Origin of the sequence: Microaerobacter geothermalis (assembly GCF_021608135.1) — a bacterium.
GTDB classification, from domain to species: domain Bacteria; phylum Bacillota; class Bacilli; order DSM-22679; family DSM-22679; genus Microaerobacter; species Microaerobacter geothermalis.
Window position 1 is genome coordinate 93699 of record NZ_JAKIHL010000005.1, and the last position, 18049, is coordinate 111747.

Below are 18049 nucleotides of genomic sequence, written 5' to 3' on the forward strand. Positions count from 1 at the left end.
AACCTATTAGAGAGTGGATTATCCCAGAATGGATACCACTCTCTTTTTTTGGTTTGAAAAGTTATACAAAAAAATTCTTATCGGTTCATGATATTAGCCGCGAATAATAAATACAAACCGGGCCTATGCTCGGTTTTGGAAAAATTTCTATCTGTTTTTGAATATCTGTCGACGTATGTCGAGAAATGTCGGAAAAATATTCTAAAAAATAGAAGGAATTAACAGGCGATATATAGAAATTATTTTGTGTTCTTGTCACGAGTTTTGCGAAGGAAAGGGGGTGAAGATGTGAGATTTTTGAATAAGACAAGACAAATGAAAAGAAGGGGGAATTACTTAGTGTCAAGTACTTTTACACGACTGGTTAGTATATTATTGACCCTGGCATTAGTTATTACACCATTTTCATCGGCTTATGCATTCAACCATGGGTCAATTCAGGAAAGAGATGGAGTAGAAATAGCAAAACAATTAAGACAGCAGATTTTGCAGAAACTATCATTGGAAGCAAAATCTCAAAAACTATCGGAAAGATTTGGTAACCTAAAAAACTTGGGCAATGGATCTATTTCGCCAAGTACCCAATATCAGCCGAATGATAAAGTAAGAGTAATCATAAAACTTGAAGGGTCAGCCGTTGTTGAAGGTCTTAACCAAATCGGACAAATGTTAAATCGTACTTCTGCTAATACGCTTTCGAAGCTGGAAAAAAATATTAGTAGTGAACAAACAAATCTACTTAACAGTCTAAAAGTTCAACGTATCAATTTTACAGCTAGAAATCAGTTTAAATACATGCTGAATGCGATAAGTGGGGATGTTTTTTATAAGGATATTCAGAAAATAAAGAAAATAACGGGAGTTGAAGATGTTCGGATTGCGAATGAATATTATCCTGATAAAACATTCTCCGCTGACCCTGATATGTACTTCAGTGCACCCTTAATTGGTGCAAATTCAGTATGGCCATCCTACGACGGGGAAGGTACCGTAGTAGCCATCATTGATACCGGGGTAAATTACTTTCATCCTGCCTTTGGCGGATCCGGTAAAGAAACCCTTAATCTAGGAGATAACCAAGACCGCTCCCCTGTTACTGGTAATGGAGCAGGTTATACGGAGCGAATTATAGGTGGTTATAACTGGGCGGATGGCAATAATGACATTGTTGATAGAACTTCAAGTCAACATGGGGTACATGTAGCTGGGACAGCAGCAGGATATGATGAATCAGCAATAATTGATGGAAAGCCATTTAGGGGTGTTGCTCCGAAAGCAAAGATTTTAGCAGAAAAAGTATTTTCAAACGATCCAGATCGTGAAAGTACAACGGCAGATGAATTAATAGCCGCTATAGAGCATGCCGTATTAAATGGTGCAGATGTCATTAATATGAGTTTGGGATCACCTGCTGGTGCTGTAGTAGCAGATGATCCAGAAATCCTTGCAGTAGAAAATGCAACAAATGCAGGCGTTGTTGTTACCATATCTGCCGGGAACTCATCATATTCATCAGCTTGGTTGCCATTTGCAAGCAATTCAGATTATGCAATGGTAGGTTCCCCTAGTATTTCACCATCTTCTATTAGTGTAGCTGCATCTGTTAACGAAAAGGCTCTTTTTGAAGCCTTTACCCTAAGTGAACCAGTTAGTAGCGAAACCGAGGGGATATATAATTTGAAAGATGTACCGATGATGGCGGCAGGAGCTTTACCTCAGCCTTCAACTTTGGTAGGAAAAGAGTATGATCTCGTTTATGCAGGTTTAGGTGCAGCTTCTGATTTTGAAGAAATCGATGTTCAAGGTAAGGTTGCGCTAATTAAAAGAGGTCAGTTCACATTTAGTTCGAAAGTTCAGAATGCAGCTGACAACGGTGCTGTTGCGGCGATCATTTTCAACAGAGATGATGCTGACGGCTATGTTAGCATGGGTGGTTTTACAGGCAACGAAGGAATTCCTGCTGCTTTTATATTAGGTGAACATGGACGAACCATTAAAGAGGCATTGGACAGCGGAACGCCATTAAAAGTAACATTTAATGATCAGCCAGTTGTAGGGGATTTGGCAAAGGACACTATGACGGATTTCTCTTCATGGGGTCCGGAACCCAGCCTTAATTTTAAGCCCACATTAACAGCTCCAGGAGGTAATATTTACTCTAGTGTTCGTTATAATGAATATGAAGGTGCTAGTGGAACATCCATGGCTGCGCCACATGTGACCGGAGCATCGGCAGTAGTCATCCAGTCCTTTAGAGAACGATATCCCGATTTTGATTACACCCCTAACGATATAAGAACAGCCCTGTCTAATACTGCTAAGGTTCTTATGGACCCTAATGCATCCAATGAAAATACACCTTACTCTGTTAGGCTGCAAGGGGCTGGTCGTATTCAATTAGATAAAGCGGTTTCTACGGATGTATTTATTACAGGGGATAATGGAGAGGCTGGAGTTGCTCTTAAGGATTTTGATGCTCAATCCATTACCTTCACCTTAACGGCAAAAAATTTAGCAGATACCGATTATACGTACCAATTAAGGGGAGATGCCTATCAGGATGAAACGTTTACAGGTGGAGATGGATTGGAATACAATTCCTTGTCATTAAAACCAATTGAAGGAGCAATTGTTACATTTGAAAATGAAAGTGTAACAGTCCCTGCAAAAGGTGAAGTTTCATTTGATGTCACTCTAACCTTGCCTGAAGGATTTAAGAAGGACCAATTTGTAGACGGTTGGATATATCTTACTGCCGATGAAACCCAAAATGCGCCTGATTTGGTGGTACCCTACTTCGGGTATTACGGAGACTGGAACACCCCACCTGTAATTGATGACCATTGGTCAAAAGAAGATACTTCCTATTATTGGATATCTGGACTCTATGATTGGTACGAAGGGTTCCCGTTAGGAGTTACTTTTGATGAGCTTTATAAGGATGGGTATGCAGCATTTTCTCCAAATGGAGATGGGATACAGGAAGCTGTTCTACCGGTATATAGTCTGTTAAGAAATGCAAAATCATTTGAGATTAATATTCTTGACAGTAATATGAAGAAGATCAGAACCCTGACGAAAGAAAATGACTTGAGAAAAAATACTTATGAATCATCAACTGATGAGCTGTTCACTTCATTTAATGAGTGGGATGGAACGGTTAATGGTAATCTGGTAGCAGATGGTCAGTATTATGTTCAAACTGTTGTTCAAGCCTATGGAGTAGATGCTGGAGAAAGTCAGGAGTATCTGTATCCTGTAAAGGTTGATACCGTAAAACCAACTGTATCAGTCCAATTAGTATCCAATGGTAACGGTAAAGAGCTACAAATAATTGGAAACGATGAATCTGGCATTTTTGCTTATGACTACACGATTTACGACTCAAACGGCAACCTAATAGACAGTGGATTTGTGGGAACAGATGAAACGGAAAATGGTTATACTGCCATCCAATCATTAACTGAGTTAACTGACGTTGCATACGCAGAGGTATATGCTCTCGATTACGCAGGAAACTATACCTTTGCAAAAACTGATATGCTTCCGTTTGTTTTCTACGGTGCATCAGTTGATAAAGGTCAGGCGTCTGTCATGCTGTCTTGGGATGTTACCCAGGAAGTATCGGATATAGAAATTACTCTTGATGGTAATATTCCTTTTAGAATTGCTGATGAAGAAGATTTAAGTTGGCATCATGGGTATGAATTACCGTTAACCTATGGAGATCATACAATCATGATTAAAGCCATAGGATTAACCGATTCAGGTTCAGAACAAGTTCTTGCCATGGTCCAACAAGATGTAAAGGGTATCAATGCACTTAGCTTGAATGTTGACGATACTTTAACGGTCTCTTATGACGATCCAGTTGCGCAGATTGATTATACGGTACTATCAGATAGGGTGAAAAGTGTTGTCATATCGGTTTATGGTAAAGGTGAATCGCTTGAAACTCAAGAGATTGATACAGGAATTTCGAGTGAATATACCTATGAGTTTAATGCGGAAGAAACTCAGACAACTCTAACCTTAAGTGCTTTTGATGACTCAAAGTCTTTGTTGGGAGAACAAACAGTAGTTGTTAATATGATCAAAACCTTTGATGTCTTGTTCACAAGCCCAATATACAGTGTTGAAGATGATGTTTATCTGCCTATTGAGTTTAAAGTGAGTAAAGACGTCGATTCGGTTATCTTCAATGTTTACAATGAGGAAGATATTTCTGTAACGGATTCGGTTTACTTTACAGTAACAGATTCTGTTTACAACTATGATTTAGATATTTCCAACTTTTTTGAAGGAACCTATACACTCACATTGGATGCTTATGATTCTGAAGGAGGTTTTCTGGATCGCGATGAGGCTGCCTTGTATCTGTACCCAACAGGTGTTTTAAGTTATCCTCAGGTACAAGATTATGATCGAACAAATCAAGATACCTATCTTATTAAGTGGGGTTATGACAACCCAGATTCTGTAACGCAAGATGTGTATCGATTGTCACTTACCATAAATGGTCAGCTGATTGGTAATCCGCCCGTTGAAGATACATCTTATACCGTTGATATGACCCCATATAAAGACGGACAAGAATTAGATGTTCAGCTTGTAGCGGAAGATTCAGGAGGTAATGTTGTAGGAAGATTGTTCTATGTGGTTGTTAAGGATCTAGCAGCTCCTGCCTGGTACTTCGATTCTCCATGGTATTATGACATCTTTAATGGTCGTAATGCCACTGGTGAAGTCTCTGCCTATACGTTTGATACTGATCTCGATCCAGATTCAGTGACATTGTATGTACCTGGTATGGATGAAGCAATATCAGTTGATGTCTTCGATTACTTTGGTATTGCTTATCTTGTTGAAGAACAAGTTAACTTTACCGAAGAAGGTCAGCAAAATATTGAATTACACTATAAGGACTTGGCAGGAAATAGTGGATATTATCATCGTAAAGTATTTGTTGATCTAACATCGCCAAGTATTCAGTTAGATTCGCCGAACATTACGCTTACACAAACAAGTGATGAACAGGGTAACCTGGTATATGAGGGAACAATGAATACCTATTCATCTACTATTTCATTAGCGGGTCAAGTTAGTGAAACCATTAGCAGTTTTGACTTTTGGGTAAATGATAATCAATTGCTTGCTTCCATTCCATCTAAGGGGCTGGATAGTGGCTTTACTCTGGATCAACGTCAGTTTAAAACATCACTCAATCTGAACAACGGATTGAATGAAATTGTTCTTAAAGCTGTTGATGGTGCAGGCAATGAAACAACCGTTAACTTAAAAGTTACGAAACTAACCTCTAGTGGTGGTTCAAATGATGAGGGTTCAAGTGGAGGAATAAGTACACCTTCAACCGGACAAACCACGACTACAGAAACCGGCCAAGGAACCGTTACCGTTAAGACGAATGAAAACGGCAAAAAGTCTGCTGAAGTGAAGGTTGACGGGAAGAAGATTGCATCCCAATTAACGGACGATTCAAAGAAAACTGTAGAAGTGGATGTTTCAACATTATCAACAGACGATGTAGGAGAAATAAATGTATCCATTGATATTGAAACGGTTGATAAAATGATTAATTCGGGTAAAGGATTAACCATTGTGGGAGATGGATTTGCGATCGAAATATCTTCAGAAAACTTAAACAGCTTAAGAGGAGATAACGGGCTTAACTTAAAAGTAAATGTGGAAAGTCCAGAAGATAAGTCAAATGTTAGAATACAATCAATGAATCAATCCAATATCGTGTCTAAAATCTTCTCCATCAATGGGGACGGAACCCTAACAGAACCTATTACTTTCTCAATTAAATTGAATGAAGCTGCAGATCCACGTAAAGTAGGCGTATACCTAGAAACCGATGGTTCGTGGAAATATGTCAGCGGTATTGTGAATTGGGATAACACTGCGGTTAAGGTAACCACTTCACAGTTCGGTCGTTTTGCTGCTATAGAGCATACAATACACTTCAATGATATCGAAGGGCATTGGGCTCAAGATAAAATTGAAGTATTGGCTGCACAACATGTTATAAAGGGGTTAACAGCCAATTCATTTGGACCAGAGGATAAGCTCACACGTGCGCAATTTGTAACGATGCTGGTTCGCTTGCTAAATCTAGATACATCAGAAGCTGAAGTTGGAGATTATCGTGATGTTTCTAGTGATGATTGGTTTGCTCCTTATGTTGCTGCAGCAACTAAAGCAGGAATTGTTAAAGGGTTTGACGGAAAGTTTGCTCCAAATGCTTTAATTTCCCGTCAAGACATGGTGGTTATGCTAATGCGGGCATTAAGGCAGTCCTTGCCAGATCGTCTACAATATTCGGCTGGTAATACGACATTTAATGATCAGGACATGATCAGCTCCTATGCACAAGAAGACGTATCTTTAGCTTTAGCTAATGGCTTGGTAACTGGAATGAACGATGCTCAATTCGCACCGAAATTATCTGCAACCCGTGGTCAAGCCGCAACAATCCTGTATAGACTATTTTTCGAATAAATATCGGATTCGGTGATCATTCGAAATCGTAGATGAGCCAACCACATATATTGTGGTTGGCTCTTCATGTGTTCAAAATAAAATTAGTTTTTCAGTAATCATCTGTACATATTGCAGGAATTCACCAAAACATGTCGAAGGATATCCCTTGGGAAAAAATTGGATTCGGGAATGATAAACAATTTCAGTCAGATTAGAAAAACTTGGCTTATCGCCAAGTCCTCAATAGCGAAAGCCGTAGTTTTTCTTATACTTTCATCCACAAAACTTATAAATTCTGAAAGTGCAAAGGAAAAACAGCAATGAAAGGAAGTGTGCATCATGTCGAAATGTACTAGAAAGTGGATATCTTTCGTGATTACATTGTTCATGCTTATTACGCTTGTTCCTGCATCTATCGAAGCTGCTCCCAGAACAAGCTTCCCAGATGTGGCGGAAAACTATTGGGGGGCCAAAGATATTGCCAAGGCCGGCCTCCTGGAAATTATCCAAGGAGATGACAAGGGGATGTTTGCCCCTGAGCAGCCGGTAACCCAGCTACAGGCCATCATTATGGCCATCCGGGCAAAGGGATTGCAGGATAAAGTGAATCAATTGACAGACACTTCATCCTTTTACCTTCCTGAACCTGAAGGAAAACCTTATCCTGCCTGGGCAAAAGCCTATGTTGTGGTCGCTTATCAGCATGGTCTGATCAAGTATGAAGAAAATCGCTTCAAGTGGGATCAGCCAGCAAGCCGTGCCTGGGTTTCCCAATTGATGGTTAGAACCGCTGGCAAGGATTCAGACGTAACAGGGGCATCCGGTGAAACCCTAACCTTTACAGATAGAGCCAGCATTCCGTCATGGGCCATCCGTTATGTTGAAGTAGCGGTCAACCTCGGGTTGGTTACCGGATATAATGACGGGACATTTCAGCCTAATAAGGCTGTGAAAAGGGTAGAGATGGCTGCATTAATCAGTCGGGTATTGCCCTATACCAACCTTTCGGGATGGCATCAGGGAACCATTCTGGAGGTAGGGACCACCGATATTCTGGTTAATGAAAATGGGGAAACGAAGCGGTACAGCATCAATTTATCAACAATCGTATATGATGGGAAAACAAAAGGGACTCCGTCCCAATTGACTAAGAATCGGGCTGCACAATTTATCACAGATACCTATGGCAGTGTAAAATTTATAGAAATGGGAGAGATCCAGGCCCCTCCGGTTACACGGACTAAAGGGACAGTGATCAGTTTTTACCAGAGTCAAAATCTGCTCGTAATCAAGAATAAGGACAATCAGCTTGTTACGCTGGAAATCACTCCCAATGTGCGACTATTGGGGCCATCATCGGTTGTTCCTTCACTATCCGATATTCAAACAGGGGTTGAGTTAGAAGTCACCCTAAACAGTGAAGGAAAAGTAACGGAAATCCTTCTTTCCTCTGTCTCAACGAGAGGATCTGTTGAAGGAACGGTGGCGATTCTTGATCTGCAAAACAACATCATGACATTGAACACCATCGGCGGTCTCAAGACTTATCTGCTCTCCAGCACCACTACGGTTGATTACCAAGGCATTCGCTTTGCAACCGTAAGGGACATTCAAGTCGGAGACAAGGTGAAGCTGGATGTGGAGAACAATGCCGTTACCAAAGTAACTTTAATCCAAATGAAACAGCAGGCGGAATTGAAGGGAAGCATTGTTCAACTTACTCCTGAGAGCAATATTTTAACCCTTCGCGGGGAAACCGGGAAACTTCAGGCCTATGAAGTAAGCCCTGATGCAGAAATTATCATTCAAGGGTTGAATCAGCCTGCACTAAAGGATGTGAAGGTTGGGGATGAAGTTTCTGTCTCCATCACAGAAGGTAAAATTTCTAGGATCGAAGTGCTGGGGCGTACCGTGATCTCGGCATTAACCGGAAAAGTAATCAATGTAGATACACGCAATCTGGTGATTAATTTAAGAAATGATGCCAATAAGCTCTTAGCCTATGAAATTGATCCAAACGTAGAAGTTCGGATTGATGGGGTCAGCAGTCCAGATTTAACTGATCTTTCCACGGATCAACGGGTGCAGATTTCACTGGATGACAACAAGGTGACATACATTGAAGTCATTAACACCGTTGAAGGAAAAGTAGTGGATATTACCGATCGTAGAAGAGAAATTACGATTTATGATTCCCTGACAGGGAAGAATGTTACCTACACCTATATCAGTGACGTAGATGTGGATGCCATTGACATCAGCAGCCCGGATATCGATGATGTTGATGACGGAGATGAAGTGGTCCTCCATTTTGACAGTAGCCAAAGGGTGGATGAAATCTGGGTGAAGCGGTCCATTATCCGAACCCTTGATGAGATCAATACTTCCCGTGAACGAATAAAAGTAGAAGATGAAGACGGCAATTCCAAGACCTATTACTATGATAAACGGGATACCCAACTTACCATAGAAGGGATCGCCAACCCTTCATGGTCAGATCTAAAGGCCGGAGATATCTTAAGGCTCCAGTTTACCGGAAACGACCTGATTGCCGTTGCCCAATATCCTTTGGAAGTGGGGCAGATTACCCAAGTCAGCTTATACAACAAATCCATTACGGTGGGTTTATATAACGGAACGACGAAGAGCTATACCATCACAGATAAGGATACCATCTGGCTAACTGCTGAAAATAAGACAGGGTCCTTTGCATCCTTTGCCGTTGGAGATCGAATCCAAATTCTGCCCAACAGTGATGGATCTTTGAAATATATCAAGGCGGAGAAGAAATCAACCAAAATCGCTTATGTGGATCCGTCCAATTGGCGCCTCTTTGAGGATGTAACGTATCGGTTCATTAACCTGTCCAAAAAGGTATTTATTCAAAAAGCAGGTACAGAAAAAGGACTGTCCGAAGTAACCGGAAAAAATGTGAATCTCTACTATATCAATGACCTGGTCATTGAGGTCGAAATTTTGAATTAGAAAAATCAAGAAAAAAGTAGCCCACCCGACCAAGGATTAAAGCCGAACTCGACTCGCTGTACGTGCAAATCTTTAGTTCTCTATATGGTAACTTTTTCTTCCCAAATAAGTCTAAACATATAAGCAAAGTTTGCCGATGTGTGAGATATATGGAAAAGTGTGAGTAAGTAATAGGGAAATGTGGGAAGAGGAGGACAACAAGTGATGAAACGAAAGATACTGTCCCTTTTGATTATTTTTTCAATGGCTCTTACCTTGATATTGCCGACGATGACCCAGGCAACCAGCCATACCGGGACCAATCAATTTTTCTATTTTGACAATTACAGCGTGTATGAGAGTTCCCCTACGACCGTGAACACGCCGAAGATTGATATCACCGGAAGTTTTAGTGGGGTTACGGCCGATTCCATTCAGTACAAAGTAGAGCAGTATGTAGGTTCCACAGTGGGCCAGGTCTCTACCTATACGAAGAGCGGCCTTAGTGTTTCCGGTTTGTCCTTTCAAGCGATTGGTGTCACCTTGTTCGAAGGGAAAAACAAGATCACCTTTAGCGGCAACCAAGGTGGGATAGAACGCACCCAGTCCATTTGGGTGATCTATGATAATGCTCCCATATTGTATGATTTGGAAGTCGTGGCTCCAAGCGGAAATCTTCCTATTAATGATTCAGATGTCACCATTGTGACGAACCAGAAGATTTCCATTCGGGGAAAAGCGCCAAATGCCGATAGTGTGACCATCTCTACGGGCGGAGTAAGCAAGAAATCCACTCCCTTTGATAGCCAGGGAACCTTCTTTATACAGGATATTGATTTGTTGCCCGGAGATAACCTGATTACATTTGTCATACAAAACAACAAGCAAAGTTTAACCACTACCAGAAAACTCGTCTTTTATGAGCAAAAAGTAACCTTTTTCGATTTAAAAATAGAAGCAGATTCGGTCACAAAAGAACTTAAGGATTCACCATTGGTCGAGGTGTCGAATATCCAGGTAGACGTAACTTTTTCCGGTAAAATGTTGCTGCCAAATCCGAAGTTAAATGATTCAACGGCGATCATACAGGATTCCATATCCGATGCTGTGATTATTAAGTTGAATGGTTCTTCATCCATCACCGCCACCGCCAACAAAATCGCCGGAACTGATTCCGATCCTTATATCACCTATGATTTTTCACAGATCAACAGCGGAATGAACGATGGAAGTTACAATGTGACCTTTTCAGCCAGTAATCCAATTAAAAATGGTATAGATGAATCGAGACTGTTTTTATTCGAACTAAGAAACTCCAATACCATTGCAGTTACGGATGTCAAACAGGTGCTTGGAAGCATCACCCAGGAAACCCAGGCGGAGTTGGATGGCAAACCGGTGATTTCTTTGGGGACGAGCACCAACCTGTTTGAGCTGCCGTTTTGGTTGAAAATATCCTTCAATAAACCAGCCGATGTGACCAAATTAAAAATTACCTCTATTCAAAGCGGGTTAACTGATATCATAACCACAACGATTACCCCTGCGGTTATCATACCCAACACCGGAAATGCAAGCACGGTTTATGTTAAAATTGACAGCATTCCGAAGGGAAGACAGCAGCTAAAATTTAAAGTAGATCAGGGGTCAGGAGTATACACGCCTGAATATGAGCGCTCCATCACCTATATTCCGAGCCAGCATGTCCGCTTTAACAACATCTATGACGGACAGATTTTTGATACCGATAATTTAACCAAAATTACCGGTCGCCTGTTAAATGTAGTGGGAAATGATCGTACCGAGTACTCCAAAATTTACTTGAACAATACCTTGATTCCTCTGCTTAAATTTGATGTAGGCGGGGACCCCCAGGAATTTGAAGCAATATTAAAGGACAGTACATACAATTTCAGTTTGGTGTACGGAGAGAATACCATTCGGTTTGAGTGGAATAAACCGGGGGAACCAAAGTACGTAAATGAAATCAAGGTTTACCTGCATTCCAAGAATTTGCCTAATGTAGATAATGTGTATCCGGTACCGTTGGGGGCGGACAGCGATACCGATGCCCTTTTTAAGCAAAATGAAGACCAATATGTTACGACAGAGAAATATATGGATATCCTTGGAACCTTTAGCAATACCACCAAACTTGAAATCACCACCGGTGAAGATGTCGTGGTGACTTGGGAGGTTTATAGTGATCCCTATGTGGATCGCTATGGTACCAGCCGTAATGGGGGAGGAAGTAAAAACGGCATCTTGGAAGTAGTAGAGACGGCTCAGGATCAGTATAAGTTTCGTTTGAAAAATCAAGCATTGCCAAATACCGGACCTATCACTTATCGGTTTAAGGTGTCTAACAATGACGGAGCCTCCACCTCCGGATTTTTAAAGGTGGTAAGGGAGCTGATTTCATATGAGATCCTAAGTCCTACCCCCAATGGGAAAGTGATTAACAAGAACTATGTGACGGTTCGAATAAGGGCTGAAGGAGCCGACAAAGTACTGGTCAACAAGTTGGAGGCCACTAAAGATAATTCATCGGGAAATGATGAGTTTTATATTGACGTAACCGGATTAAAACCAGGTAAAGAAAACAAGATCAAATTTACCATTGTAAGGGGAACGGAGCAGGAAAACGGGGAAATATCTGTATTTTATGCCGAAACCTCCGTACCGGGAGCCCAGGTGAAGGAACAGATGAAAAAAAGCCATAAGGTGTTTGACGGCCTGTTGCAACTTCAATTTCCGAAGGACACCTTTCTAAAGCAGAAGCTGGAACCTGATTCTGCTAAGATTCCGGAAATCTATCCCAGTCAAAAAATCCTGTTTGCCATTGCTGACCGATTTGACGGTGTGGTGGATAGGGAACAAAATGTAAACGCATCGGATATTGATTTTGGTTCCCTATTGCTAAGTCCACCCAGAAGATTTGCCTATGCCAGTGATCTTTTTTGGATCGATGGGGGAATGGCACCTGATCCATCACCTGGAAGTGGACAAAAAAATGCAGGACTTCTCGATGGACAGCTTCCCTATTCGCCCAGAAGCAGTGACATCGATAATTTCTTCGATCGGTCGGAAGCCAGAAAACTGGTTCCAACGGCCAGGGGGGAATTAACTCTGAAATATGATCCCAATATCCGCAGTGTGGCAGGAACCCTGATTACCGTTTTCCACTATAATCAGGAAGAGAATCGTTGGGAGAACATTGGTGGAGTGGTAGATGAGAAGAAGAATCAGGTGACGGTTCCCTTTGATGAGTTTGGATACTATGCGGTCATGAAGCTGAAATATTCCTTCTATGACGTGACCCAGCATCCGAAGTACCGCAACCAGATTGAAGCCGTCTATGTGAAGGGAGTCATGAATGCCTCGGAGGAGGATGATTTCGGGGCATATGACTACATGACCCGCGGGGAGTTTGCCAGCATGTTGGTCAAGGCCCTGCAGATTCCCCTTAACTACGACTATAACAATACCTATTTTGATGATGTTCCAACATTCTACATTCCCAATAGTCTCTGGCAGTTTAAGTACATTGAAACGGCAGCCAGAGAAGGAATTATTCGGGGAATCCGGCCAAGAGCCTTTGAACCCAATGGGTTCTTAACGAAAGAACAGGCAGCCATCATGATTGCCAGAGCCATGGACTTGAAGCTTCCGATCAACGATAATAAACTGGCTGCAACCTTGGATAAGACATTTAACGATACCGGATTGATGGACCGATATGCCAAGCCAGCCATCTTTGCCGTCTACAAGGCAAAGATCATGGATGGCCAGCAAATGCAGACCACATCCGATAAGAAGCTTCGCTTCGGACCCCAGGATTATCTTACAAGGGATGAAGCAGCAGATATTGCAGCCCGGGTGATGCAGACGATGAAATTGTTGCCGAAGTTTTAGATAATGTCATTTTTGAACACGAAATTTTGGGCATAAACTTCGTTTTTCCTAATACTATGAATAGAAGAGCAGTAGGACATGTTCCTAGCATTACGGAGCGTGTCCTACTGTATGGTATGAGAGTAAATATGATAGGCACGTACAAATAATGGATAATTTGGAAGCAGAACCATCATGATGGCAGATTGTTGATGGTTTACGGAGATCATTTGATTCGATATACTAAGAATTGTCCCCAAAGAATAAGTGACAAAAGCAAAAAAAATTTCGAATCACCCGCAACTTTTTCTACCGAAGAACGTTTAACTATATGTAATCCAATTCCAAAGCAAAATTCTTACAAATCTATTAACGCTTGTTCAAAAATATGTTAGACTAAATCTTGGTAATTCTCTTTACGAGATTGTCCATCCCGTAGTATACTTGGAAAGCACAAAAACATCATGCTTACAAGTTTCTACAGTACATACTGTAGAGCATTAGATAGAAATCCATTTTGCTCGACTCAAGGGAGGGGGTGTTTTCAAATGAGAGGAAAGAGCGATAAAAATCATATCTCTCAACCAAACATAATCAGAGGAGGAGAAACAAAGGTTATGAAAAAGATTATTAACACTTTACTAGTATTCGTACTAGTATTTGCCATGGCTGTACCAGCTTTTGCCCATGGTATCGCTAGCGATGGTGAAAAAGCCGGAATGCGCTTGAAAGCTTTAGGCGTAGTAACTGGTGACGAAAATGGCAACATGAACTGGACCAACACCATGACTCGTGAAGAGTTCGCTGCTGTTGCGGTTCGGGTTCTTGGTTTAAGTGCTGCAGCTGACGCGGCTAAAGGACCAACTCAATTTAGCGATGTGGAAGCTAACCGCTGGTCTTCTGGCGTTATCAATATTGCTACTCAGCAAGGTTTAATCAAGGGTATGGGCGATGGAACATTTGCTCCTAAAGCTCCTGTGACCTATGCACAAGCAATGGCTATCATCGTTCGCTTGTTGGGTTATGAACCAGCCGTTACTGGTGTTTGGCCTTCTAACTACGTTGTTAAGGCTAACGAATTAGGATTGCTTGACAAAGTGAAGCTTCTGAGCCAAGAGGGAGCTAATGGTGCTATCCAACGTTTTGAAGTGTTCACCATGCTTGACAATGCTTTAGCTGTGCCTAAGATGGTTCGTGTTGGTTACGGTTCCGATATGAAGTATGTTGTGAGTGGAACTGAAGGTACAACTGCTAAAACTTTATTAGATGACAATCTTTCCGCAGAAAACAAAACAGTCTATGTCGTTGAAACTCCTGCAGTTAATGATAACTTAGAAGCTGGAGAGTTCAAAGATGAAAATGGTGACAAATACACAGCTGTAGAAGGTGTAAATGTAGAAAACTTCCTTGGTAAAGAAGTAAAAATCTCCTTAAACGAAGATGGAGATGTTGTTTACGGGGAAGTTAAGACTGAGTCTAGCGATGTAGTTAAAGTTAAAGAAATTAAATCAATTACTTATGATGATAACAGCAAAGTAAGTAAGATTAAGATTATCAATGCTGATGATGAAGAAGTAACTTATGATGTATTTGCTGATGCTAAAGCTACTTGGAACTTAGGAGTATCTACACTTGATTCCTTGTTAGGTAATGTAAATACACCAGTATCTAATTCTGAAGATACTACAATGGATCTTAAGAAAGAAGCTTATGACATTACTTTAATCCTAGATGAAGATACTGATGGAAAGTCCAAAGTTAAGTTCGCTACTGGATTAACTTTTGCTGATCCTGTAGTATTAGCTGCTGATCCTGTAATTAATAAGGTAAGCGATATTGTAAGAATTAAAGCTGACTTAGTTCTTCAAAGTGATGAGGATACAAAAGTTGAAAAGTATATCATTGTAAAAGGTGAAGAAGAAATCACCGTTGAAGATGTTAAGGAAGGCGATGTGATCTTTGTTGCTAAGAACCCTGGTTCTACAGGATCCATCGAAGATGACAGATATTACATTATCGTAACTGATGAGAGAGTAACTGGTGAATTAGAATATGCTAAACCTAACTTATCCGCTGCAACTGAAATTAAAGTTGACGGAACTGTTTACGAGTTTAGCGCATTTGCTACTGATTCTGATAAAGATCTAGATACAGCTGGAATTGGAATTGAGGATAATGTTGAATTAGTTCTTGACAAAGATGGCAAGATTCTGGATATCTCCGAGAAATCTACCAATGAAGCAGATGATTATGCTGTAATTATCAATGCTGGTAAAGAAACTAATGCTTATGGTACAACCACTTACAAAGTTAAGTTATTCCTAGCTAGCGGTGAAACAGTTGAGTATGTAGCTGTTGATGCTGCTGAGACTTATTTAACTGGATTAGAAACTGGAGTAGGCACTACTTTGGCTGATGCTAAAGGTGACCTTGTCAAGTTTAATGTGAATTCCGATGGGGAAGTTGATAATCTTGTTGAAGCAAGTCTAGTTGATGCTAACCAAGATGTTAGTGAAGATTTGGGAACAATCAACGGAGTGCCAGTAAAAGATTCTGTACTTGTATTTAACTTAACTGAAAAAGATCCTAATAAAGACTTTAAAGTTGAAGTCTTAGATTGGTCTAAAGTAAGTGATGCTACTGTAAATGTGGAATACACATCTACTAAAGATGGAGAAGTTGAAGTAGTTCTGTTTGATGGAGCATCTTTCACTGGAACTTCTGACTTTGCTCTTGTAGCTGGTAAATATCAAGTTAAAGATGGTTATAACTTAGATCTCTTTACTGAAAACGGGCAAGAAACATTAACAACTGTATCTACTAGCGTATATGGTAATGCTGGTGAAGTTGTTAAGTATACTATTGACGCTAAAGGTAAAGTAAGCAATGTAACAGCTCAAACTGCTAAAGCTAATACTGATGATGTTGTTGATACTGTAAGAAGCAACAGAATCGAAGTAGGTGGAACATGGTACTACTACGCTGACGACATGTTAGTGTTCTACGATAAGGACCAAGATGGTGACGAAGTAACTGTTCTAACAAAAGAAGAACTTTACAAAGATATGGAAGTTAAGATCTACACTGATACTGTTGATGGTGTAGAAAAAGTTAAAGTTATCGTTGTTACAAAAATGTAACTAACGAAATAGTAAAGCTTAAGCCGATAGGAGGAAATCTCCTATCGGCTTTAATATTGTGCGCCGCGTGCCCAGGTAAGTCGTTAATTGCTAGTTGTGAAAGTCCAACCGAGGTAAGAGCCAAGTCACCTCGTAGCTATCGGACAACTGGTGAAGAAAACCTAAGGTTGAAGCTCCATGATAAAGTACTCAAAGAGCGCGAGCAAAACAGCAGACCGTAACACCAAGTGAATCCTGCAACCTCGATAAAAGAGACCGAGCAATCAGATAGAGAGGAATCGAGCCTGTGGCGCATAGGAAAAGACCATGGACGGTGTGTAGAACTTGGATTCCAATACTCAAGAACCTCTCAGGGTAGGGGGAGCGATATGTTGTGAAAGTAATTAGCGGAATTGGGGAGACACTCCCTTGCACTTTCCTTACGGAAAGTAAAGAGGAATCCAATAAGCCTAGGCGAAACGGTAGACTGCAAAGAGGGAGTCGGAGGAGGTCATAGTACTAACGAACATAGTGATAACAAATCACTATGGAGGGAAGGACCTCTACTTTGTTCATAAGTTTAAAGGGGGTAAGAGTTAGTGAATGCAAGTAAACTTGCTAACTACACCGATGTAAACGCTCGAGAACTCTGGAAAACATTATATTTGTGCCAAGGAAAATCCTAAGCGTAGATTTCATACTCTTTATGACAAAATCTATCGACCGACATCCTTGCTTTGGCATGGCTAAAATTTCGTAGTAACTAAGGTAGTGATGTTAGACTAAAAAGTGTACACAGATTATGGAAAGATTATAATTAAACTATCAAAAGTTGAGGTGTGTTTACATGAAAAATCAGCGTCAGTATGATCTAGAATTTAAACGTCAAACGGTGGAGTATATTTTTGAAGAAGGAAAACCGTAGCTCAAGTAGCTCGGGAGTTAGATATTTCTCCAAATACTATCCATGGATGGATTAAACAATATAAACAAAAAAGTGACAAAAATGTTGAAGGCAGCGGAATTCCTTCTTCCATGGATGAGCGAAGTCAACGAGAATTACAAAAACGAAGTCGTGATCTGGAAGAGAAGATCGCCATCTAAAAAAAGGCCATGCACATCTTCGCAAAAGACCAGCGATAATTTATTCCTTTATCTATAAGCACCGCTTTGGATTTCGGATGGAGAAGATGTGCCAGGTCATGCAAGTATCCAGAAGCGGTTATTATAAATGGCTGAAACGGCCGGAAAACAGAAGAGAACAAAGATGGAAAAGGCTGATGTCCCAACCCATGAGGGATGGCTGTATATAGCAAGTATTATGGATTTAAGAAAAAATTCGGAGAATAAGAATGTTTTTTGGTATGGCTTTAAAGGGCACTTGCTGGTTGGAACAAAAAGCCAGTATGTAATGCCCCCATTGTCAAGACACTTTTAAAAAGAGCTTTTTGCGATGTGCTTTTTTTGTGATTGGTAGCCGCGAAATAATTAGGTCAGTTTAGTGGCTTGAGACGTTTTTACTGTATAATCGACGCGGATGCAAGTGCATGACAGTGAACCGGGGTCGT

The 18049-nt window shown here is 40.8% G+C and carries 5 protein-coding genes and 1 pseudogene; all 6 read left to right on the forward strand.

The window, feature by feature from the left end:
• The first annotated feature begins 288 nt into the window (after positions 1-288).
• Positions 289-6522, forward strand: coding sequence for a S8 family serine peptidase (locus L1765_RS04670; RefSeq protein ID WP_329609987.1), 6234 nt, complete (start codon positions 289-291; stop codon positions 6520-6522).
• Between the two features lie 321 nt (positions 6523-6843).
• Positions 6844-9489 (forward strand): S-layer homology domain-containing protein, encoded by a 2646-nt coding sequence (locus L1765_RS04675; RefSeq protein ID WP_236405487.1) that lies wholly within the window; start codon positions 6844-6846, stop codon positions 9487-9489.
• Between the two features lie 204 nt (positions 9490-9693).
• Positions 9694-13383: an S-layer homology domain-containing protein gene (locus L1765_RS04680; RefSeq protein WP_236405488.1), complete on the forward strand. Its 3690-nt coding sequence runs from the start codon at positions 9694-9696 to the stop codon at positions 13381-13383.
• A 527-nt stretch (positions 13384-13910) separates the two neighbouring features.
• Positions 13911-16502 (forward strand): S-layer homology domain-containing protein, encoded by a 2592-nt coding sequence (locus tag L1765_RS04685; RefSeq protein WP_236405489.1) that lies wholly within the window; start codon positions 13911-13913, stop codon positions 16500-16502.
• Positions 16503-17408: 906 nt separating this feature from the next.
• A pseudogene (locus L1765_RS16170) lies at positions 17409-17585 on the forward strand (transposase); the annotation flags it as partial.
• Between the two features lie 127 nt (positions 17586-17712).
• Complete coding sequence (locus L1765_RS04690) at positions 17713-17919, forward strand: hypothetical protein (RefSeq protein ID WP_236405497.1); 207 nt, start codon at positions 17713-17715, stop codon at positions 17917-17919.
• Positions 17920-18049: the final 130 nt, after the last annotated feature.